Below are 22555 nucleotides of genomic sequence, written 5' to 3' on the forward strand. Positions count from 1 at the left end.
TTTCACCTCCAGAAATGGTGCACGCCCGGTGCACCGGTCAAACAACCACCCGAGGGAATCATGACCCAACGCTTCATTGCCCCAGCGCTGCTGGGCGTCTCGCTTTTGCTGTCCGCTTGCGGCGGCAGCAACAACAACGGCATCGTGCTGCCGTTCATTCCACCCTCGACCACCACGCCCCCGCCGACGGCGCAGGCACCCAGGAACGTCCTGTTCTTCCTGGGCGACGGCATGGGCATCACCACCATGACCGCCGCGCGCATCTACAAGGTCGGCGAAGACGGTGACCTCACGATGGACACGCTGCCCGAAACGGCCTTCGTCCACACCTATTCGAACGACGCCCAGGTCACCGACAGCGCGCCCTCCATGTCGGCCTACATGACCGGCGTGAAGATGAACAACGAAGTCATCTCGATGAGCGCCGAGACCAAGGCCACCGACGCCTCGGGCAAGGTCTACCACGTCAACTTCGACAGCACCTGCCCCTCGGGCAACGGCCAGGCCGTTGAAACACTGCTGGAGCAGAGCAAGGCCAAGGGCTACGCAACCGGCGTGGTCACCACCACCCGCATCACCCACGCCACGCCCGCCGCCACGTACTCGCACGTGTGTCACCGCGACGCCGAGAACACCATCGCCGCCGCGCTCGTGCCGGGCGGCGCCGGCTACAACGGCAAGCTGGGCGACGGCGTCGACGTGTTCTTCGGCGGCGGCACCGACTACTTCACCGCCAAGGAAGACGGCGGCAAGCGCAACGACAAGCGCAACCTCATCGCCGAGCTGAAGGCCGCGAAGTACAGCTTCGCCGCGAACAAGACCGAGTTCGACAAGCTGCCGGCCGACGGCGCCACCAAGATCGCCGGCCTCTTCACCAAGAGCCACATGGCGTACGACCTCGACCGCGACGCCACCAAGGAGCCGAGCCTGGCCGAGATGACCGGCAAGGCCATCGACGCGCTGGCCGCGCGCAAGAAGGGCTTCTTCCTGATGGTGGAAGGCGGGCGCATCGACCACGCCCTGCACGCCACCAACGCCCGCCGCGCGCTGCAAGACACTGGTGCCTTCGACGACGCCATCAAGCTCGCGCTCGACAAGATGCAGGCCATCGACCCGGGCCTGAAGAACACGCTGGTGGTGGTCACGGCCGACCACGACCACACGCTGCAGCTCAACGGCTACGCCGCGCGTACCGGCAAGACCGAAGCCGGCAAGCCCGGCGTGCTGGGCCTCGTGAAGGACTACGTCGACACCAGCAAGACCAGCAAGGACGTGGACGGCAACCCCTACACCATCATCGGTTTCGGCAACGGCCCGCGCCGCCTCGCCACCCGCGGCCCGATCTCCGACGCCGAGCTGGAGAGCAAGGACTACAGGCAGGAAGCCGTGGTGCCGATGGATGCGGCCAGCGATTCCGAAACCCACGGCGGCGCCGACGTGTTCCTCGGTGCCCAGGGCCTGGGCGCCGACAACTTCTCCGGCGTGATCACCAACACCGACGTGTTCGGCCTCATCAAGAAGGCGGTCGGCCTGTGAAGGGCAGCGAGCGCTCATCGACGAACACAACCATGAACACGACCATGAACCGCATCACCCGCAACACCCGCCTGGCCGCCGCCCTCGTCTGCACCGCCGCCGGCACCCTGGCCGGCACCGCGCACGCCGCCGGCGAAGCCAAGAACGTCATCTTCTTCCTCGGCGACGGCATGGGCCCGGTCACCGTGACCGCCGCGCGCATCTACAAGGGCGAGAAGCAGCTGGCCGCCCAGCCCGGCTCGCTGGTGAGCCCCGAGCGCGCCAACCTCGTCATGCAGTCGCTGCCCTACGCCGCGCGCGTGAAGACCTTCTCGCTCGACGGCCAGACCACCGACAGCGCGCCCTCGATGGCCGCCTACATGACCGGCGTGAAGATGCGCAACGAAGTCATCTCGATGTCCAGCGACACCACTGCGGTGGATAGCACCGGCAAGCAGTACATCAACGGCAACAGCGACGACACGACCTGCCCGCCCACCAACGGCAAGGCCGTCGACACGCTGCTTGAACTCGCCAAGGCCAAGGGCCGCTCGGTGGGCGCGGTATCGACCACGCGCGTCGGCCATGCCACGCCGGCAACGACCTATGCGCACATCTGCAACCGCAATGGCTACAACACCATTGCCGAGCAGAGCGTGCCGGGCCATGCCAACTACAACCCCAAGCTGCTCGACGGCGTGGACGTGCTGCTCGGCGGCGGCCAGCGCAATTACCTGCCGGTCTCTGTCTTGTCGAGCAGCAAGCGCACCGACGGCGTGAACCTCGTGACCGCAATGACGGCCAAGGGTTACACATATGTAGACACCGGCACCAAGCTTAAGGCGGTCGACACGGCTGCCACGGGCAAGCTGCTGGGCTTGTTCTCGTCGAGCGAGATGGCCTACGAGCTCGACCGCGTCAAGCAGCCGCTCCTCGACCAGCCCAGCCTGTCGGACATGACCGAGAAGGCGCTCGGCGTGCTCAGCAAGAACGACAAGGGCTTCTTCCTGATGGTGGAAGGCGGCCGCATCGACCACGCGCTGCACGGCACCAACGCCAAGCGCGCGCTGGAAGACACGCTGGCCTTCGACACGGCCATCCAGACCGCGCTCGACTTCATGAACAAGAAGGACCCGGGCCTGAAGAACACTCTGGTGGTGGTCACCGCCGACCATGACCACGCGATCGCCTTCAACGGCTATCCGAAGATCGGCAATCCGATCCTCGGCAAGGTCAACAGCTACGCCGACGGCAAGCTCGCGAAGGCTGCGGATGGCAACCCCTACACCACGCTGGTGTTCGGCAACGGTGGCCGGCCCGGTTCGATCTCCTACGGAGAAGCGAACGACCCCACCGCGACGCCGGACAGCATTGCCAAGAAGATCAATGACAGCAAGGTGAACTCAGAAGACTCCAAGAAACCGTGGATCGCCCCCGCGCGCGGACCCGTTCGCGACGACCAGACCGCGATGGACACCACCGACGACAACTTCCTGCAGGAAGTCGGCATCAACCTCGGTTCGCCCGGAGCCGAGACGCACGGCGGCGGCGACGTGATGCTGTTCGCGGGCGGCGCCGGTTCCAAGATCTTCAAGGGCACCGTGGAGAACACCAAGGTGTTCAACAAGGTCAAGGAAGCGGCGGGCCTGTGATCGCATCCTTGGCACTCAAGAGGCTGCTTGCGGCAACGGCCCTCGCGGTCCTTCCGCTGGCAGCCAGCGCCGCCGGCGATGCCGAAGCACCCGACCAGAACCTGCGCATCCAGCACCATGTGATGACGATCGGCAAGGACGGCGTGCAGCGCGAAAGCCGCTATGCCGACCTGATGTTCCGCCGCGCCGACACGGTGTGGATCGAACGCGAGCTGCCGCCCGCGCTGCGCGCCGACCACGACCACGAGGCCAGCGAGGCCAAGGTGCACATCGGCCATTCGCACGCCGACAACACGGCCGCGCCGCTGTGGCTGAGCCGCGATCCGGCAGGCAAGGTGCTGGTGAACATGGTGCTTCGCCAGCAGCGCAAGCTGATCGAAGTCGACAAGGCCAACTACGGGAACGTGGGCTACGGCGGCTCGTGGGCTAATGCCTACTGGCTCATCGACCCCGCCAGCCTGCCGCGCATGAAGTCGCTTGGCACTGCAGGCAAGGGCGTGCAGCGCTACGAGCTGCAGCAGGGCGAAAGTACGCTGCGCATCGAGTGGGACACGGTCGGCCGCTATGCCCGCAAGATCGAGCAGCGCAACGCGCACGGCACGTCGCTCAACGTGATGACCGCCTCGTCCATCCCGGCGCCGAAGACGCTGCCGTGGAAGACTGCCGACTCCTACGAGCGCGGCGAGTATTCCGACCTGCTGGATTGACCGGCTTCCCCGGTGCTCCACGCAAAGAGGCCTTCGGGCCTCTTTTTCTTTGGGCTAGATGGGCTAGACCGGGCTAGAGGAAGCGCTCCAGCAGCTTCCGAGATGCCCGGTCCAGCGTCTTCACATCGGGAATGCGGAACTGCACGCCGTGCGCGCTTGCGATCAGCAGCGCGCCGCCTTCGAGCCGGCGGATGTCCTCCTCGGCCTTGAGCACGAAGCTGGTTTCACCCCGGTCGGTGCTGATGGTCCAGGTGCTGGGCACGCCGAAGCTCGATACACCGTGCAGCTTCAGCAGCGTGGGCGCGAAGTCGCGCACTGCCAAGTCTTCTTCGAGCAGCGTGCGGGCCTGCGCCGGCAGCTGGTCGACGCTGTCGATCCAGACCAGCTCGCGCCCTTCACTGCCGACCAGCGAGATGCCGTGGCCGGGCGCGCTCAGCGGAAAGGCCCGCACGGGCACGATGCCGACGTGGCGCTCGCCCTGCGCATTGATCAGCACGAGGTGGCCGAAAGCGTCGCGCTCAAGTTGAAAGTCGTTGTTGTTGGTGTTGCTGGTCATGCGTCCCCCGCGGGATGGGCTGCGTGGGCGATGGCCACCGGGGCCTGCGCGTTGGCGCGCTCGTCGGCGGCACCTTCGCTCGCGTCGTCGTCGCCCTGGCGCAGCTGCGCCTGGTAGAGCCGCCAGTAGGCGCCCTGCTTCGCCATCAGGGCGTCGTGCGGGCCGACTTCGACGACCTCGCCGCGGTCCATGACCACAAGCCGGTCGGCCTTGCGCAGCGTCGACAGGCGGTGCGCGATGGCGATGGTGGTGCGGCCCTGCACGAGGTTGTCGAGCGCTTTCTGGATTTCCTTCTCGGTCTCGGTGTCCACGGCCGAGGTCGCCTCGTCGAGGATCAGGATGCGCGGGTCGATGAGCAGCGCGCGCGCGATGCTGATGCGCTGGCGCTCGCCGCCCGACAGGCCCTGCCCGCGCTCGCCCACCAGCGAGTCGTAGCCATGCGGCAGGCGCAGGATGAAGTCGTGCGCATGCGCGGCGCGCGCGGCGGCCACGATTTCCTCGCGCGTGGCGTCGGGCTTGCCGTAGGCGATGTTCTGCGCGATGGTGCCGAAGAACAGGAACGGCTCCTGCAGTACCAGCCCCACGTGGCGGCGGTAGTCGGCCACGGCGAAGCGGCGGATGTCGGTGCCGTCGACCTTGATGGCGCCGTCGGTCACGTCGTAGAAGCGGCAGATCAGGTTGACCAGCGTGCTCTTGCCCGAGCCGCTGTGGCCCACGAGGCCGATCATCTCGCCGGGCTCGATGGTCAGGTCGAGGTCGTGGATGACCGCGCGCGAGCCGTAGCGGAAGCCCAGCCCGCTCATCTCGATGCGGCCCTGCACGCGCTCCACCTTCACCGGGTTCGCAGGTTCGGGCACGTTGCTCACGTGATCGAGGATGTCGAAGATGCGCTTGGCGCCCGCCGCGGCCTTCTGCGTGACCGAGACGATGCGGCTCATGGAGTCGAGCCGGGTGTAGAAGCGCCCGATGTAGGCGATGAATGCGGTGAGCACACCCACCGTGATGCTGCCGCGCGCCACCTGCCAGATGCCGAAGGCCCAGACCACGAGCAGGCCGATTTCGGTGAGCAGCGACACGGTCGGCGTGAACAGCGACCAGGTGCGGTTGAGCTTGTCGTTGACCTGCAGGTTGTAGACGTTGGCGACGCGGAAGCGCTCGGCCTCGCGGCGCTCCTGCGCGAAGGCCTTCACCACGCGGATGCCGGGGATGGTGTCGGCCAGCACGTTGGTCACTTCGGACCAGACGCGGTCGATCTTCTCGAAGCCGGTGCGCAGGCGGTCGCGCACGACGTGGATCATCCAGGCGATGAAGGGCAGCGGCACCAGAGTGACCACGGCCAGCAGCGGGTTGATGGAGATCAGAATGACCGCGGTCATCACGATCATCAGCACGTCGTTGGCAAAATCGAGCGCGTGCAAAGACAGGAAAACGTTGATGCGGTCGGTTTCGGAGCCGATGCGCGCCATCAGGTCGCCGGTGCGCTTGCCGCCGAAATAGTCCAGCGGCAGGGTCAGCAGGTGCTCGTAGGTGGTGGTGCGCAGGTCCGCGCCGATGCGCTCGGACACCAGCGCCAGCAGGTAGGTGCGCGCCCAGCCCAGCCCCCAGCCGACCAGCGCCGCGATCAGCAGGCCGCCGAGGTACAGGCCGACGCGCATGGTGTCGATCTTCTGCCCGTTCTGGAACGGGATCAGGATGTCGTCCATCAGCGGGATGGTCAGGTACGGCGGCACCAGCGTGGCGGCGGTGGAAATCAGGGTCAGCAGAAACCCTGCGATCAGCTGCTTGCGGTAGGGCTTGGCGAAGCGGCCGAGGCGCAGCAGCACCCAGGTGGAGGGCGGGGTCTGGAGTTCGGTGTCGGCGGACTCCTCGCCGTCGGCGGTCTCGACGGCCTCGGGTGTCTCCTTGGCGACACCACCCGCCATGCGCTGGCCGAACAGCTTCATCAGCCGCAGCGCCGCGACCTGACCGGCCAGGGTGTAGCGCCAGCGGCCCAGCCGGCCCGAGGCGCCCACGAGGTCGAGGGTGCCGACGCCGGCGTGGTCGGAAACGCGCAGTTCCAGGGCCTCGTCGGTTAGCGGCCACTCACGCCACTGCCCTTCGGACTGGGCGTTCGGGTCGACGGCAATCAGCCTCCGGTCAGTCAAGGCGACTAATGCGGAGGCGAAGCGAAGTTGGTCGTCGAGGTCAACCGTCAGTGTTACCAGAACGTTTTCCGCGACTGCGAGGCGGTTTTTCAGTGCTTGTGCTGATGCCGCTTCTGTTTCGCCCTCCCGGGTGCCGACTGGATCGTGATGTTGCATTGTGTTTCTTTGACTCTTGCCCGTCGCGGGCCTCTTGGACCGCGTCATGGCGCCCCAGGTCGGGCGCCGATTCTGACCGATAGCCATGGGCGCGCTTGAAGGCGCCGTGGTGCTCGGCCAAAGCACATCGAACGTTTGCATGACCCGTTTCGACGACATCCGACTGCTGCGCATCAATTATTTGCGCGGCCCCAACCTCTGGACCTACCGTCCCGTACTCGAAGTCTGGCTCGACCTGGGCCAGCTCGAGGACTTCCCCTCCAACAAGATCGACGGCTTCACCGACCGCCTGACCACCCTGCTGCCGGCGCTCATCGAGCACCACTGCGGCGTCGGCGAGCGCGGCGGCTTCATCCAGCGCCTGACCGAAGGCACCTGGTCGGGCCACGTGCTGGAGCACGTCGTCATCGAACTCCTGAACCTGGCGGGCATGCCGACCGGCTTCGGGCAGACCCGCAGCACCTCGGAGCACGGCGTCTACCGCATGGTGTTCCGCGCGCGTGACGAGCAGGTCGCCCGCGTGGCGCTGGCCGAGGGCCACCGCCTGCTGATGGCGGCCATCAACAACGACCCGTTCACCGCCGCCGACGTGCAGAAGGCCGTCGATGCGGTCAAGGCCAAGGTGGAAGACTGCTACCTCGGCCCGAGCACCGCCGCCATCGTGGCCGCCGCCACCGACCGCGGCATTCCCCACATGCGGCTTAACAGCGGCAACCTGGTGCAGCTGGGCTACGGCGCCAACCAGCAGCGCATCTGGACCGCCGAGACCGACTACACCAGCGCCATCGGCGAATCGATCGCCAGCGACAAGGAGCTGACCAAGTCCCTGCTCGCGAGTTGCGGCGTGCCCGTGCCCGAGGGCCAGGTGGTCGCCAATGCCGAAGAGGCCTGGGAAGCCGCCGAGGACATCGGCCTGCCCGTGGTCGTGAAGCCGTCGGACGCCAACCACGGCCGCGGCGTTTCGCTCGAGCTGACGACCCGCGAGGAAGTCCTGGCCGCCTTCGCGGTCGCCGAGCCCGAGGGCAGCGACGTGATGGTCGAGCGCTTCATCCGCGGCCACGAGCACCGCCTGCTGGTGGTGGGCGGCGAGGTGGTGGCGGCCGCGCGCGGCGAGATCATCACCGTGACCGGCGACGGCCAGGCCAGCGTGCGCGAGCTCATCGACAAGCAGCTCAACAGCGACCCGCGCCGCGGCGCCGAGGAAGAGTTCCCGCTCGACGTGATCCTGATCGACACCGACGCCAAGCTGCAGCTCGAGCTCAAGCGCCAGGACCTGAGCGCCGACGCCGTGCCGGCCGCCGGCCGCGTGGTCACGATCCAGCGCAACGGCAACATGGCCAACGACTGCACCGACCTGGTGCATCCCGAGGTGGCGCATGCCGCCGTGCTGGCCGCCCGCGTGGTGGGCCTGGACATCGCCGGCATCGACCTCGTGGCGCAGGATATTTCCCGGCCGCTCGGCCCGCAGGGCGGTGCGATCGTCGAAGTCAACGCCGGCCCCGGCCTGCTGATGCACCTGAAGCCGGCCGTCGGCTCGCCGCGCCCGGTGGGCCGCGCGATCTGCGACCACCTGTTCCCCAACGACGCGCCCGGGCGCATTCCCGTGGTCGGCGTGGCCGGCTCGCGCGACACCGCCGTGCTGGCGCGCCTGGTGGCCTGGCTCATCAACCTGGGCGGGCGCCACACCGGCCTGGCTTGCCGCGACGGACTGTTCCTCGAACGCCGCCGCGTCGACGCGCGCGACAGCGCCAACTGGGAAGCCGGCCACCGCCTGCTGGTGAACCGCGCCGTACAGGCCGTGGTGATCGAGAACGGCGCCGGGACCATCCTGCGCGACGGCCTCTCGTACGACCGCTGCGAAGTCGGCATCGTCACCGACCTCGAAGGCTGCGAAGCGCTGGCCGACTACGACATCACCGAGAGCGACCAGATGGTCAAGGTGCTGCGCACCCAGGTCGACGTGGTGCTGCCCGAGGGCACGGCCGTGCTGAATGCCGCCGACCCGCGCGTGGCCGGCCTCGCGCCGCTGTGCGACGGTGCCGTCATCCTCTATTCGGCCGACGCGCAGGCGGCCGATCTCACCGCGCACCAGGCCGCCGGCGGCAAGGCGGTGCTGGTCCGTCAGGATCGCGTGGTGCTGGCCAACGGCAGCAGCGAATCGTTCCTGCCGGGCCTCGGCCGGCTGACCGTGTGGCGCGCCACCCATGCCGGCGTGAGCCTCGAAAGCCTGCTGGCCGCCGTGGCCGCGGCCTGGGCCATGGGCATTCCGCTGAACCTGATCGGCGCCGGCGTCGAAGCCTTCGAGGCCGACCTGCAGGCCGCGCTGGCCTCGCTGCAGCTCTCGCAGACCCAGCCCCTCCAACCCCAAACTCAATTTGCCTGAGGCTTCCGCCTCGCCAGACAGCAGCCAGCTCTCGCAGCCCATGAAAGTCACCCGCACCCGAGCCCTTCGCGGGCCCAATCTCTGGAGCCGCCATACCGCCATCGAGGCGGTCGTGGCCTGCCAGGGCGACGAGAACGCCATCAGCAAGCTGAGCGGTTTCGAAGACCGCCTGCGCGCCCGCTTCCCGACCATCGGCGAACTGCACCCGATGGTGCTGGGCCAGCCGCTGGCGCTGGCCCACGTGCTGGAAAACGCCGCCGTCGCGCTGCAGGCCCAGGCCGGCTGCGCCGTCAACTTCGGCCACACCTCGCCCACCGTGGAAGAAGGCGTCTACCAGGTCGTGTTCCAGTACAGCGAGGAGGCCGTGGGCCGCCGCGCCGCCGAGCTGGCCGAAGAGCTGATCGTCGCCGCCCAGAACGACACGCCCTTCGACGCCGAAGCCGCCATCACCGAACTGCGCGACCTCGACGAATCCGAGCGCCTGGGCCCGAGCACCGGCTCCATCGTCGATGCCGCCGTGGCACGCGGCATTCCGTTTCGCCGCCTCACGCGCGGCAGCCTGGTGCAGTTCGGCTGGGGTTCCAAGCAGCGCCGCATCCAGGCCGCCGAGGTCGACAGCACCAGCGGCGTGGCCGAATCGATCGCACAGGACAAGGAACTGACCAAGCAGCTGCTCAACGCCGCCGGCGTGCCGGTGCCGCTGGGCCGCCCCGTGACCAGCGCAGAAGACGGCTGGGCCGCCGCCAACGAAATCGGCCTGCCGGTCGTGGTGAAGCCGCAGGATGGCAACCAGGGCAAGGGCGTCACAGTCAACATCAACTCGCGCGATGAGCTGTTCGCGGCCTACGACTCGGCCGCCGTCTACGGCGAGGTGATGGTCGAGAAATTCCTGCCTGGCTTCGACTTCCGCCTGCTGGTGGTGGGCGACCGCCTCGTGGCCGCCGCGCGCCGCGATCCGCCGCAAGTCATCGGCGACGGCAGCTCCACGGTGCGCCAGCTGGTCGACACCGTGAACCTCGACCCGCGCCGCGGCGAGGGCCACGCCACCTCGCTCACCAAGATCCGCCTGGACGACATCGCCATCGGCCGGCTCGAATCGCAGGGCCTCACGCCCGACAGCATGCCCGCGCGCGGCCAGCGCGTGGTGCTGCGCAACAACGCCAATCTGTCCACCGGCGGTACCGCCACCGACGTGACCGACACCGTCCACCCCGAAGTGGCGGCACGTGCCGTCGATGCGGCGCAGATGGTCGGCCTGCACATCTGCGGCGTCGACATGGTCTGCGAGAACGTGCTGCGCCCGCTCGAGGAGCAGCACGGCGGCGTAGTCGAAGTGAACGCCGCGCCCGGCCTGCGCATGCACATCTCGCCTTCGTTCGGCCGTGGCCGCGCGGTCGGCGAGGCGGTGATGGACACTCTCTTCGCCCACGGCGACGACGGCCGCATTCCCGTGGTGGCCGTCACCGGCACCAACGGCAAGACCACCACCGCGCGCCTCGTCAACCACCTGCTCGCATCGAGCGGCCTGCGCACCGGCATGACCAACACCGACGGCGTGTACGTCGACGGCCGCCAGACCGACAGCGGCGACTGCAGCGGCCCCAAGAGCGCGCGCAACGTGCTGATGCACCCCGACGTGGACGCGGCCGTGTTCGAGGTCGCCCGCGGCGGCGTGCTGCGCGAGGGCCTCGGCTTCGACCGCTGCCAGGTGGCCGTGGTCACCAACATCGGCAGCGGCGACCACCTGGGCCTGAACTACATCACCACCGTGGAAGACCTCGCGGTGCTCAAGCGCGTGATCGTGCGCAACGTGGCGCCCGACGGCTACGCGGTGCTCAACGCTGCCGACCCGAACGTCGCCGCCATGGCTGCGGGCTGCCCCGGCCACGTCATCTTCTTCACCGCCGACCGCATGCACCCGGTGATGGCCACGCACCGCGCCCAGGGCAAGCGCACCGTGTACGTCGACCAGGACACGCTCGTGGCCGCCGAAGGCTCCTGGCGCGAACGCATCGCGCTGCGCGACGTGCCCATCACGCGCGGCGGCAGCATCGGCTTCCAGGTCGACAACGTGATGGCCGCCGTGGCCGCGGCCTGGGCCGTGGGCCTCGACTGGGACACCATCCGCAGCGGCCTCGCGAGCTTCATGAACGACGCGGCCGGCGTGCCCGGGCGCTTCAACGTCATGGACTACCGCGGCGCGACCGTGATCGCCGACTACGGCCACAACACCGACGCCATGCGCGCGCTGGTGTCGGCCGTGGACACCATGCCGGCGAAGAAGCGCTCGGTGGTCATCAGCGGCGCGGGCGACCGGCGCGACTCCGACATCCGCGACCAGACGGCCATCCTCGGCGAAGCCTTCGACGACGTGATCCTCTACCAGGACGCGGCCCAGCGCGGCCGCGCCGACGGCGAAGTCATGGCGCTGCTGCGCCAGGGCCTGCAGGGCGCGGCGCGCACGCGCTACATCGACGAGATCCGCGGCGAGTTCGTGGCCATCGATGCCGCGCTGGCGCGCCTGCAGCCGGGCGATCTCTCGCTGATCCTGGTCGACCAGGTCGAGGAAGCGCTCGCTCACCTAGCTCAGCGGATCGCAGCAGGCTGAAGCCGCGCTTGCCGGACATGTCCCACACGCTGGGGCGCGTCCGGCCCGGTTGGCGGCGTGCGGCTGTCCCACAGACCGCCGGCCACCTCCCACAGCACACTGGGGCTCCAGTCACGCACCTCCTGGAGGGCGTGCCTTCACAGAGGAGCCCGCATGAGAAAAACCCTTCGTTCCGTTCTTTCCGCCACGGCCGTTCTCGCCGCCGGCGGCTTCATCGTCTTCGGCGCGCAGACGGCCGGCGCACAGGCACCGGGCAGCGATGCCCGCATGCAGAAGGAACGCGCCACCTGCGACGGCGTGCAGCAGGACCGTGCCGCCTGCCTGCGCGAAGCCGGTGCCGCGCGCCAGGAAGCAGGGCGCGGCGGCCTCACCAGCCCCAGCCCCGCGCGGGAGCAGGTCAACTCGCTCGCCCGCTGCAGCGAATTACCAGCCGCGGAACAGCCCGATTGCGAAGCCCGCATCAAGGGCGGCCCGCGCACCACCACCGAAGGCAGCGTGATGGGCGGCGGCGTGATCCGCGAAACCGTGACGCCCCTGCCGCCCCAGACCGTGCCCGCGCGTTGAATGAACCCGGTCCTGTCCGGGCAGTCCAATTTCTCCCTGGTTATCCAGCTCACCTCAAGGAGTCATCCATGAAAAGCAACACGCGTTCGATGCTCTTCACCATGCTCGCCGTCGGGGCAATGGCAGTTTCCACGGCCGCGTCGGCCGCCCCGCCCAAGCGCGGCGAATCCTCCGGCACCTACGAACGGGAACTGGCCGTCTGCGGCCACAACCAGCAAGACCGCGCGGCCTGCATCCGCGAAGCCGGCGCCGCACGCCAGGCTGCCGCGCGCGGCGGCCTGACCAGCGCCCCGGACTACCGCGCCAACGCGCTCGCGCGCTGCGGCCTGCAGCAACAGCCGTCCGACCGCGCAGCCTGCGAGGCCCGCGTGCTCGGCAGCAGCGGCAACACCACGGCCAACGTCGATGGCAGCGTGATGGGCGGCGGGCTGATCCGCGAATCCGTCACCACCACCATGGTGCCGGTGCCCCCGCCTGTGATGGAACCGCAGCCCATGCCGCAACCGATGCCCATGCCCCGGCCGATGCCGGCTCCCATGCGCTGATTAGCAGTCTTTCCCCACAGGGGCATCGCCATTTCCACTCGGATGGCGATGCCCCTATTGTCATATTTCTGTCACAAAAGCCCACGGCATGCTAGCTATAGTTCCCGGTCCCTGCCCACCGAGGAACCCTTTCTCATGAATGCCATCAAGGTCGCTCGCCGATTCATCGAAACGGACCCGGCCAACGATTCGGCCAAGATCCTGGCCCAGCTCGTGTTGGCTCTGGAGTCCGAACGCAGCTTCGAACTCATTACCCTCTACGAACTCGACTACAAGAGCTTCCAGCTCGCCATGGACATCCTGAAGGAGTGGCGCCTCGACCGCTACTACGCCAGCAAGTCCAAGCTTTTCGATCTGTCGCTGCAGGTCAGCGAACTCGAAAAGAACGACGCCCCCGAAGCCAAGGCCTGAGCGGCCTTCGCTTCCTCCTTCCCTCTCTTCCCTCCCCTACCTCCCCCAGCGCAGCACCATCGGATCGAGCCGCTTCGCGGTCTCGATCAGGCCGGCACGCGTGTCGGGGTGCATGGCCGGCAAGGGGTGGCGCGGAGCCTCGCAGGCGATCACGCCGCCCTCCTTCATCAGCGACTTGCACGCCAGCAAACCCGCCTGGCGGTTCTCGTAGTTGATGAGCGGCAGCCACTGCTGGTACAGCGCGAAGGCCTTGTCGCGGTCGCCCGAGCGGTGCGCCTCGATGATCGGGCGGATGCCGTCCGGATAGCCGCCCCCCGTCATCGACCCGGTCGCTCCGGCGTCGAGATCGGGCATCAGCGTGATGGCTTCCTCGCCGTCCCATGGCCCCTCGATGGCGTCACCGCCCAGGCGGATCAGCTCCCGCAGCTTCGATGCGGCGCCCGCCGTCTCGATCTTGAAGTACGCCACCTGCTCGATCTCCTTCGCCATGCGCGCAAGGAACGGCGCCGACAGCACCGTGCCGCTGGCCGGCGCGTCCTGGATCATGATCGGAATGCTCACCGCATCCGACAGCCGCGCATAGAACTCGTAGATCTGCGGCTCCGGTACGCGAAAGGTCGCGCCGTGGTACGGCGGCATCACCATCAGCATCGCCGCGCCCATGTCCTGCGCACGGCGGCTGCGTTCGGCGCACACCTTGGTGCTGTAGTGCGTGGTGGTCACGATCACCGGAACGCGGCCCTTCACATGTTCGAGGATGCTGCGGGTCAGCACTTCGCGCTCGTCGTCGGAGAGCACGAACTGCTCGGAGAAGTTCGCGAGGATGCAAAGCCCGTCCGAGCCCGCGTCGATCATGAAGTCGACGCAGCGCTTCTGGCTTTCGATGTCGAGCGCGCCCTGCTCGGTGAAGGTGGTGGGCACCACCGGGAAGATGCCGCGGTATCTGGGAGTCATGGTGTTTCGGAGTAAGTCAGTGTGAATGGCGGGGAACGGCCGCGCCGCGGCAGCCGACCAGGAAGTCGAAGTCGCAGCCCTCGTCGGCCTGCAGCACGTGATTGACGTAGAGCTTCTGGTAACCGCCGCCGCGCGTGCTCATCGGCTGCGCGTCCGAAGCCGAGAGCGAAGCCAGCCGCGCGGCCAGTTCCTCGTCGCTGATGTCCAGGTGCAGGCGCCCCGCGTCGCAGTCGAGCTCGATCCAGTCGCCGTCGCGCACGGCCGCCAGCGGACCGCCGTCGGCCGCCTCAGGCGCGACGTGCAGCACCACCGTGCCGTAGGCCGTGCCGCTCATGCGAGCGTCCGAGATGCGCACCATGTCCTTGATGCCCTGGCGCAGCAGCTTCGGCGGCAGCCCCATGTTGCCGACCTCGGCCATGCCCGGATAGCCCTTGGGACCACAGTTCTTGAGCACCAGCACGCAGCTCGCATCGACGTCCAGGTTTTCGTCGACGATGCGCTCCTTGTAGTGCTCCAGGTTCTCGAACACCACCGCCCTGCCCCGATGTTTCAGCAGCTCCGGCGACGCCGCCGAGGGTTTGAGCACCGCGCCGCGCGGCGACAGGTTGCCTCGCAGGATGCGGATGCCGCCATCGGCGATCAGCGGCTTGTCGAGCGGGCGGATCACCTCGTCGTCGAGGCTGGGCGCCTCGCGCACGTTGTCCCAGATCGACTGGCCGTTCACCGTCAGCGCATCGGGATGCGGCAGCAGCCCGTTCTCGCCCAGCCGGCGCAGCACGGCCGGCAGACCGCCCGCGTAGTAGAACTCCTCCATCAGGAAGCGCCCCGAGGGCATCAGGTCGACGATGGTCGGCGTGTGGCTGCCGATGCGCGTCCAGTCCTCCAGCTCCAGCTCGACGCCGATGCGCCCCGCGATCGCCTTCAGATGGATCACCGCGTTGGTCGAGCCGCCGATGGCCGCGTTCACGCGGATCGCGTTCTCGAAGGCCTCGCGCGTGAGGATCTTCGACAGCGTGAGCCCCTCCTTCGCCATCTCCACCGCGCGCATGCCCGACATCTGCGCGAGCACATAGCGCCGCGCATCCACCGCCGGTATCGCCGCGTTGTGCGGCAGCGAGGCGCCCAGCGCCTCGGCCATGCAGGCCATGGTCGAGGCCGTGCCCATGGTGTTGCAGGTGCCGGCCGAGCGCGACATGCCGCCCTCGGCCGAGAGGAACTGGTGCAGGTTGATCTCGCCCGCCTTCAGCGACTCGTGCAGCTGCCACACGGCCGTACCCGAGCCGATGTTCTTGCCTTCGAGCTTGCCGTTGAGCATCGGCCCGCCCGTCACCACGATGGCCGGTATGTCGCAGCTCGCCGCGCCCATCAGCAGCGCGGGCGTGGTCTTGTCGCAGCCAGTGAGCAGCACCACCGCATCGACAGGGTTGCCGCGGATGGCCTCTTCCACGTCCATGCTCGCGAGGTTGCGCGTGAGCATCGCGGTGGGCCGCAGGTTCGATTCGCCGTTGGAGAACACCGGGAACTCCACCGGAAAGCCGCCCGCCTCCGAGATGCCGCGCTTCACGTGCTCGGCGATCTTGCGGAAGTGCGCGTTGCAGGGCGTGAGCTCCGACCAGGTATTGCAGATGCCGATGATCGGCCGGCCGTCGAATTCATGGTCCGGAATGCCCTGGTTCTTCATCCAGCTTCGGTACATGAAGCCGTTCTTGTCAGCCGAGCCGAACCATTCGCTCGAGCGCAGTTTCTTCGGAGGGGTGTCCGGCATGCGAGTTGTCCTGAGGGGAAGAGAAAAAGAAAGTCAGCGCCGTGGCGTGCGCGAGGTGAAGAAGCGCTGCAGCAGGCAGAACACGAACAGCAGCGCGCCGACGACGATGCGCGTCCACCACGAGCTCAGCGTGCCGTCGAAGGAAATGAGCGTCTGGATGATCCCGAGCATCAGCACGCCGAAGAGCGTGCCCGCCACGTAGCCCACGCCGCCGGTGAGCAGCGTGCCGCCGATCACCACTGCGGCGATGGCATCGAGCTCCAGCCCCATCGCGTGCAGGCCGTAGCCCGAGAGCATGTAGAAGGTGAAGATCACGCCCGCCAGCGCCGAGCAGAAGCCCGACAGCGTGTACACGCCGACCAGCGTGCGGCGCACCGGCAGCCCCATGAGCACCGCCGACTGCTCGCTGCCGCCGATAGCGTACACCGCGCGCCCGAACGGGGTGCAGTGCGCGATGAAGATCGCCGCCAGCAGCACCACGATGGCGATCACCGCGCTGATCGACACCGAAGCCTCGCCCCACACCGGAATGCGGATCTGCGAGACCTCGGAGTAGAACTCGTTGGTGATGCTGATCGAGTCGATGCTGATGAGATAGCACAGCCCCCGCGCCAGGAACATGCCAGCCAGCGTGACGATGAAGGGCTGCAGCCTGAAGCGCTCGATGAGCACGCCCATGAACGCGCCGAATGCCGTGCCCATCGCGAGCACCAGCGGAATCACGATGCCCGGGCTCCAGCCGTGCTTCTCCACCAGCGAGGCCGACACCATGGTGGTGAGCGCGATCACCGAGCCCACCGACAGGTCGATGCCGCCCGAGAGGATCACGAAGGTCATGCCCACCGCCACGACGATGAGGAAGGCGTTGTCGATCAGCAGGTTGAGGAACACCTGCGCGGAGAAGAAGCCGTCGTAGAACACCGACCCCAGCGTGGCCACCAGCACGAACAGCGAAATCGTCGCCGCCAGCGGCAGGTACTTCGGATTGAGCCTCTTGCTGCCCCCTCTCCCGCGCACAGGAGAAGACTGTGGCGAGGCCGCCGTATCGATCACCGCGCTCATGGCCGCGCTCCTTCATGCACCGGCCGCTGCACCAGCGTGCGCACCTGCGACCTGAACTCCGGCGACTGCAGCAGCATCACCACGAACACCACGCCGGCCTTCACGACCAGGTTGATCTCCGGCGGCACGCCCAGCGAATAGATCGCGTAGGTCAGCGTCTGGATGATCAGCGCGCCGATCACGCTGCCCACCAGGCTGAAGCGCCCGCCCGTCAGCGCGGTGCCGCCCAGCGTCACGGCAAGGATGGCATCGAGCTCGATGAGCTGCCCCGCGTTGTTGCCATCCGCGCTCTTCACGTTGGAGCTGATCAGCAACCCCGCCACGCCCGCGCAGGCCCCGCAGAACGCATACGCCCCGACGATCAGCCGCCGCGCCTGCACGCCCGCGACGCGCGCCGCCGTCGGGTTGATGCCCACCGCCTGGATGAAGAGCCCCAGCGCCGTGCGCGTGATCGCCAGGTACAGCAGCACGAACACCGCCGCCACGATGAACAGCGAGAAAGGCAGCCCCAGGAGGTAGCCGCTGCCGAGGAAGAAGAAGGGCTTGTAGTAGATGGTGATGATCTGCCCGTCGGCGATCAGCTGCGCGATGCCTCGCCCCGCCACCATCAGGATCAGCGTCGCGATGATCGGCTGCATGCCGACCTTCGCCACCAGCAGGCCGTTCCACAGACCGCACACCAGCGCGATGCCGATGGCCGCGAGGATGGCGAGCGGCATCGGGAAGCGGCTCACGTCGTTGGCCACCGAGCCGCCGATCATCCACGCCGCCAGCGCCGCCGCGATGGCCACCACCGCGCCCACCGAGATGTCGATGCCGCGGGTGGCGATCACCAGTGTCATGCCGAGCGACACCAGCACCAGCGGTGCGGCGCGGTTCAGGATGTCGACCAGGCTGCCGTACAGATGCCCATCGCGCCATTCGAGGTGGAGGAAGCTGGCGTTGAACACGGTGTTCACCGCCAGCAGCAGCAACAGCGTGACGACGGGCCATGCGAGGCGGTGGCTCATCACCGCCGCCAGGCGATTGTTTTCGGCGTTGGTCATGACAGTTGCTCCACCGAGGCGGTCTTGCCCCCTCTCCCGCTTGCGGGAGAGGGTTGGGGTGAGGGTGTGGCCTGAACCGGAGCACCTTGCTTTTCGAAAGCCGATGCCCTCACCCTAGCCCTCTCCCGCAAGCGGGAGAGGGGACAACACGAAAACAGGGTCGCCATCACGTCGCCGCAATCATTTCGTACACCTCGTCCTCGGTCGAGCCGCCCGGCAGCTCGCCCACCTTCTTCCTGTCGCGCAGCACCACGATGCGATGCGCCACGCGCACCACCTCGCTCATCTCCGAGGAGATGAAGATCACCGCCATGCCGGCCTTCGCGAGCCGCAGGATCTCTTCCATGATCTCCTGCTTGGCCGCCACGTCGATGCCGCGCGTGGGCTCGTCGAGGATCAGCAGGCGCGGCTCGGTCGCGAGCCAGCGCGCGATCATGGCCTTCTGCTGGTTGCCGCCCGACAGCAGCCCGATGGGCGTCTCCACGCTCGCGGTCTTGATGCCCAGCGAGGCGACGAAGCGCTCGGCCATCGCCGTCTGCTCCGCGTGCGAGAGAAAGCGCTTCGTGCCCAGCCGCGCCTGCAGGGCCAGCGCGATGTTCTCGCGCACCGACAGCTCGGCGACGATGCCATCGGTCTTGCGTTCCTCCGGGCACAGCGCAAGGCCTTCGCGGATCGCGTCGGCCGGATTCGAGAAGCTGACGCTGCGGCCATCGACCTTGAGCACGCCGCGATCCGGCGTCTCCAACCCGAACAGCAGCCGCGCGAGTTCCGTGCGGCCCGCACCCAGCAGGCCCGCGATGCCGACGACCTCGCCCGCGCGCACGCGCAGGTCGGTCGCCTGCAGCTGGCCCGCCTGCCCGAGCCCCTCGATCTGCAGCAGCGCAGGCGCGGCCTCGTCGAACGCGGGCAGCGCGGCCGGCCGGGCCGACTGTGCCGCGAGCTCACGCCCAAGCATCGCGGCGATCAGCGCCTGCGGCCCCAGGTCGGCAGCGCGCCACTCGCCGATCCATGCGCCGTTGCGCAGCACGGTGATGCGGTCCGACACCGCGTACATCTGGTTGAGGAAGTGCGTCACGAAGACGATCGCCAACCCTTCGGCGCGAAGCCGCCGCAGTACCTCGAACAGCTTCTCGACCTCGTCGTCGTCGAGGCTGGAGGTGGGCTCGTCGAGGATCAGCACCTTCGACGACACGCCCAGCGCACGCGCAATGGCCACCATCTGCTGCACCGCCACCGAGTAGCCCGACAGCAGCCGCGTCACGTCGATGTCGAGCCCGATGCGCGCCAGCAGTTCCTCGGCGCGCCGGTTCACCGCGGCCCAGTCGATGCGGAAACCCTGCGCCGCGCCCTTGCGCGGATAGCGCCCGGCGAACACGTTCTCCGCCACCGAGAGGTTCGGGCACAGGTTCACTTCCTGGTAGACGGTGCTGATGCCGAGCTTCTGTGCCTCCAGCGGCGAATGCGCGCGGATCGGCTTGCCATCGAGCAGCATCTCGCCGCCGCTCGAAGGCAGCACGCCCGTCAGCACCTTGATCAGCGTCGACTTGCCCGCGCCGTTCTGCCCCATGAGAGCGTGGATCTCGCCCGGGTAGAGATCCAGGCGCACATCGCGCAGAACCGGGATGCCTCCGAACTGCTTGTGGATGCCCCTGAGCTGGAGTACGGGGCTGGCGCTTGCGTCTGCCATGTGCCGTCCGTTATTTGTTCTTGTTGTAGACGTCGATGAACACCGCCGCCAGCAGCACCAGTCCCTTGATGACCTGCTGGTAGTCGATGCCGATGCCGAGGATCGACATGCCGTTGTTCATCACGCCCATGATGAAGGCGCCGATCACCGCGCCCATCACCCGGCCAACGCCGCCCGAGGCCGAGGCGCCGCCGATGAAGCAGGCCGCGATCACGTCGAGCTCGAAACCCAGGCCGGCCTTGGGCGTGGCCGTGTTGAGCCGCGCCGCGAACACGAGGCCGGCCAGCGCCGCGAGCGCGCCCATGTTCACGAAGGTGAGGAAGGCCAGCCGCTGCGTCTTCACACCCGACAGCCGCGCCGCCTTCTCGTTGCCGCCCAGCGCGTAGATGCGCCGGCCGACGGTGGTGCGGTTGGTGACGAAGTCGTACACCACGATCAGCACCGCCATCACGATCAGCACGTTGGGCAGGCCCTTGTAGGTGGACAGCAGGTAGCTGAAGAACAGGATGATGGCCGCGAAGAACAGGTTCTTCACGAGGAAGAAAGCGTAAGGCTCCTGCTCCATGCCATGCGCCGCCAGCTTGGCGCGCCCACGCATCTTGAAGAACACCAGCGCTGCCGCGGCCAGCGCGCCGACGATCAGCGATGTGGTGCGCAAGGTGTCTCCGCCCAGCGGATCGGGAATGAAGCCGGAGCTCAGCCGCTGGAACTCCACCGGGAACGGCCCCACCGACTGCCCCGCCAGCAGCGCCAGCGTGAGCCCCTTGAACACCAGCATGCCCGCGAGCGTGACGATGAACGACGGGATCTTGCGGAAGGCCACGAACCAGCCCTGCGCCGCGCCGATGACCGCGCCCGCGAGGATGCTCACCAGCGCCGTCGGCACGAAGTGCCAGTCGTACTCCACCATCAGCACCGCCGCCAGCGCACCGATGAAGCCGCACACCGAGCCCACCGACAGGTCGATGTGCCCCGCCACAATCACCAGCAGCATGCCCAGCGCCATGATGACCACGTAGCTGTTCTGCAGCAGCAGGTTGGTGAGGTTCAGCGGCCGCAGCAGCGTGCCGTCGGTCAGCACCTGGAACAGCACCATGATCGCGACCAGCGAGATCAGCATGCCGTATTCGCGCAGGTTGTTCTTCAGGAAGCCGGCATGCAGCTTCGCGGCCGCGCCCTCCTGCACCGGCACGGCCGGCTTCACCGCGTTGACTTCAGGCTGGGACATGGACGGAACTCCCCGAACTCACGATGGCATGCATGATGCGCTCCTGCGAGGCTTCAGCAGCCGGAAATTCGGCGACGAAGCGCCCCTCGTTCATCACGTAGATGCGGTCGCACATGCCGAGCAGCTCCGGCAGTTCGGAAGAAATCATGAGAATGCCCTTGCCCTCGCTGGCAAGCCTGTCGATGATGGTGTAGATCTCGTACTTGGCGCCCACGTCGATGCCGCGCGTGGGCTCGTCGAGGATCAGCAGCTCGGGCTTCGTGAAGAGCCACTTGCTCAGCACCACCTTCTGCTGGTTGCCGCCTGAAAGGTTGACCACCAGCTGCTCGATGCCCGAGCAGCGGATGTTGAGCGCCTTGCGGTACTCGTTGGCCACCTTGAACTCGCGCCCGTGGTCGATCACCGACCTGTCGGCGATCGCATCGAGGTTCGCGAGGCTGATGTTCTTGCGGATGTCCTCTTCCAGCACCAGCCCCAGCCCCTTGCGGTCTTCCGTGACGTAGGCGATGCCGTGGTCGATGGCCTTGCGCACCGTGCTCACGTCCACCTGCTTGCCGTGCATGAAGACCGAGCCGCTGATTCGCTGGCCGTAGGAGCGGCCGAAGACGCTCATGGCCAGCTCGGTGCGGCCCGCGCCCATGAGGCCGGCGATGCCGACGATCTCGCCCTTTCGCACGTTGAGGCTCACGCCCTTGATCTGCTCGCGGTCGGCGTGCAGCGCATGGTGAACGCGCCAGTCGCGCACTTCGAACACGGTTTCTCCGATCTTCGGATCGCGCTGCGGATAGCGGTGCGCCATGTCGCGCCCCACCATGCCGCGGATGATGCGGTCCTCGCTGATGGGCTGGCCGCGGCAGTCCATGGTCTCGACGGTCGCGCCGTCGCGCAGCACCGTGATCGAGTCGGCCACCTTGGCGATCTCGTTGAGCTTGTGCGAGATGAGGATCGACGCGATGCCCTGGCGCTTGAGCTCCAGCAGCAGCATCAGCAGCGCATCGCTGTCGTTCTCGTTCAAGCTGGCGGTGGGCTCGTCGAGGATCAGCAGCTTCACCTCCTTGGCCAGCGCCTTGGCGATTTCCACCAGCTGCTGCTTTCCCACGCCCAGGTCGGTCACCAGCGTGGTCGGCGGCTCCTTCAGGCCCACCTTGGCGAGCAGCTCGCGCGTTCTCGCATAGGCGGCGAACCAGTCGATCACGCCGGCGCCGCTGGCGATCTCGTTGCCGAGGAAGATGTTCTCGGCGATGGACAGCAGCGGCACCAGCGCCAGCTCCTGGTGGATGATGATGATGCCGAGCTTCTCGCTGTCGGCGATGCCCCTGAAGCGGCGCTCCTCGCCCTCGAAGCGGATCTCGCCGGTGTACGAGTCGCACGGGTAGACGCCGCTGAGCACCTTCATGAGCGTCGACTTGCCCGCGCCGTTCTCGCCGACCACCGCGTGGATCTCCCCCGCGCGCACGCTGAGGTTGACGTTGCTCAGCGCCTTCACGCCGGGAAACGTCTTCGTGATGCCACGCATCTCCAGGATGGCGCCGCCGCCGGCGCCATCACGGCTGACACTGCTGCCGTCCATGC

At 67.7% G+C, this 22555-nt stretch carries 17 protein-coding genes; 8 read left to right on the forward strand and 9 right to left on the reverse strand.

The features are described from left to right. Nucleotides 1–60 precede the first annotated feature (60 nt). Genes AC1VNX_RS28935 through AC1VNX_RS28945 form a run of 3 tightly spaced genes read left to right on the forward strand, consistent with a single transcriptional unit; the run spans nt 61 to nt 3874 of the window. Entirely contained in the window at nt 61–1536 is a 1476-nt protein-coding gene (locus tag AC1VNX_RS28935; protein ID WP_483160987.1) for an alkaline phosphatase, read from the forward strand. 32 nt (nt 1537–1568) lie between these two features. Further along, complete coding sequence (locus tag AC1VNX_RS28940) at nt 1569–3167, forward strand: alkaline phosphatase (protein WP_483160988.1); 1599 nt, start codon at nt 1569–1571, stop codon at nt 3165–3167. Next, a complete protein-coding gene (locus AC1VNX_RS28945) occupies nt 3164–3874 on the forward strand; it encodes a hypothetical protein (protein WP_483160989.1) in 711 nt (236 codons plus the stop codon). The genes AC1VNX_RS28940 and AC1VNX_RS28945 overlap by 4 nt, the downstream gene beginning before the upstream one ends. Before the next feature lie 73 nt (nt 3875–3947). Here AC1VNX_RS28945 and AC1VNX_RS28950 read toward each other — a convergent pair whose 3' ends face one another. Both AC1VNX_RS28950 and AC1VNX_RS28955 read right to left on the reverse strand, forming a co-directional pair. Further along, the gene (locus AC1VNX_RS28950) at nt 3948–4430 is read right to left on the reverse strand and encodes a cyanophycin metabolism-associated DUF1854 family protein (RefSeq protein WP_483160990.1); all 483 of its coding nucleotides are present in this window, start codon (nt 4428–4430) and stop codon (nt 3948–3950) included. Continuing rightward, nucleotides 4427–6730, reverse strand: a complete 2304-nt coding sequence (locus AC1VNX_RS28955) for a cyanophycin metabolism-associated ABC transporter (protein ID WP_483160991.1) — start codon at nt 6728–6730, stop codon at nt 4427–4429. The genes AC1VNX_RS28950 and AC1VNX_RS28955 overlap by 4 nt, the downstream gene beginning before the upstream one ends. A gap of 139 nt (nt 6731–6869) precedes the next feature. On the opposite strand from AC1VNX_RS28955, the gene AC1VNX_RS28960 reads away from it, so the two are divergent. From AC1VNX_RS28960 to AC1VNX_RS28980, 5 genes are all read left to right on the forward strand, one after another. Next, the gene (locus AC1VNX_RS28960; RefSeq protein ID WP_483160992.1) at nt 6870–9113 is read left to right on the forward strand and encodes a cyanophycin synthetase; all 2244 of its coding nucleotides are present in this window, start codon (nt 6870–6872) and stop codon (nt 9111–9113) included. 40 nt (nt 9114–9153) lie between these two features. Next, a complete protein-coding gene (cphA, locus tag AC1VNX_RS28965; RefSeq protein WP_483160993.1) occupies nt 9154–11721 on the forward strand; it encodes a cyanophycin synthetase in 2568 nt (855 codons plus the stop codon). 153 nt (nt 11722–11874) lie between these two features. After that, on the forward strand, nt 11875–12285 hold the full coding sequence (locus AC1VNX_RS28970; protein ID WP_483160994.1) for a hypothetical protein: 411 nt from the start codon (nt 11875–11877) through the stop codon (nt 12283–12285). Nucleotides 12286–12353: 68 nt separating this feature from the next. Then, the gene (locus AC1VNX_RS28975) at nt 12354–12830 is read left to right on the forward strand and encodes a hypothetical protein (RefSeq protein WP_483160995.1); all 477 of its coding nucleotides are present in this window, start codon (nt 12354–12356) and stop codon (nt 12828–12830) included. A gap of 135 nt (nt 12831–12965) precedes the next feature. After that, the gene (locus AC1VNX_RS28980) at nt 12966–13241 is read left to right on the forward strand and encodes a hypothetical protein (protein WP_483160996.1); all 276 of its coding nucleotides are present in this window, start codon (nt 12966–12968) and stop codon (nt 13239–13241) included. A gap of 36 nt (nt 13242–13277) precedes the next feature. Here the strand turns inward: AC1VNX_RS28980 and AC1VNX_RS28985 are convergent, their stop codons facing one another. From AC1VNX_RS28985 to mmsA, 7 genes are all read right to left on the reverse strand, one after another. Next, nucleotides 13278–14195, reverse strand: coding sequence for a dihydrodipicolinate synthase family protein (locus AC1VNX_RS28985; protein ID WP_483160997.1), 918 nt, complete (start codon nt 14193–14195; stop codon nt 13278–13280). A 16-nt stretch (nt 14196–14211) separates the two neighbouring features. Next, nucleotides 14212–15960 (reverse strand): IlvD/Edd family dehydratase, encoded by a 1749-nt coding sequence (locus AC1VNX_RS28990; protein WP_483160998.1) that lies wholly within the window; start codon nt 15958–15960, stop codon nt 14212–14214. Nucleotides 15961–15993: 33 nt separating this feature from the next. Beyond that, on the reverse strand, nt 15994–17022 hold the full coding sequence (gene yjfF, locus AC1VNX_RS28995; RefSeq protein WP_483160999.1) for a galactofuranose ABC transporter, permease protein YjfF: 1029 nt from the start codon (nt 17020–17022) through the stop codon (nt 15994–15996). Further along, nucleotides 17019–18068, reverse strand: a complete 1050-nt coding sequence (locus AC1VNX_RS29000; protein ID WP_483161000.1) for an ABC transporter permease — start codon at nt 18066–18068, stop codon at nt 17019–17021. Before AC1VNX_RS29000 ends, yjfF begins: the two co-directional genes overlap by 4 nt. Nucleotides 18069–18234: 166 nt before the next feature. Then, nucleotides 18235–19755, reverse strand: a complete 1521-nt coding sequence (locus AC1VNX_RS29005; RefSeq protein WP_483161001.1) for a sugar ABC transporter ATP-binding protein — start codon at nt 19753–19755, stop codon at nt 18235–18237. A gap of 10 nt (nt 19756–19765) precedes the next feature. Further along, complete coding sequence (mmsB, locus tag AC1VNX_RS29010; RefSeq protein ID WP_483161002.1) at nt 19766–20983, reverse strand: multiple monosaccharide ABC transporter permease; 1218 nt, start codon at nt 20981–20983, stop codon at nt 19766–19768. Then, nucleotides 20970–22553, reverse strand: coding sequence for a multiple monosaccharide ABC transporter ATP-binding protein (gene mmsA, locus AC1VNX_RS29015; RefSeq protein ID WP_483161003.1), 1584 nt, complete (start codon nt 22551–22553; stop codon nt 20970–20972). Before mmsA ends, mmsB begins: the two co-directional genes overlap by 14 nt. Nucleotides 22554–22555 lie beyond the last annotated feature (2 nt).

It is taken from the genome of Variovorax sp. TLI9-5A (genome assembly GCF_056867935.1).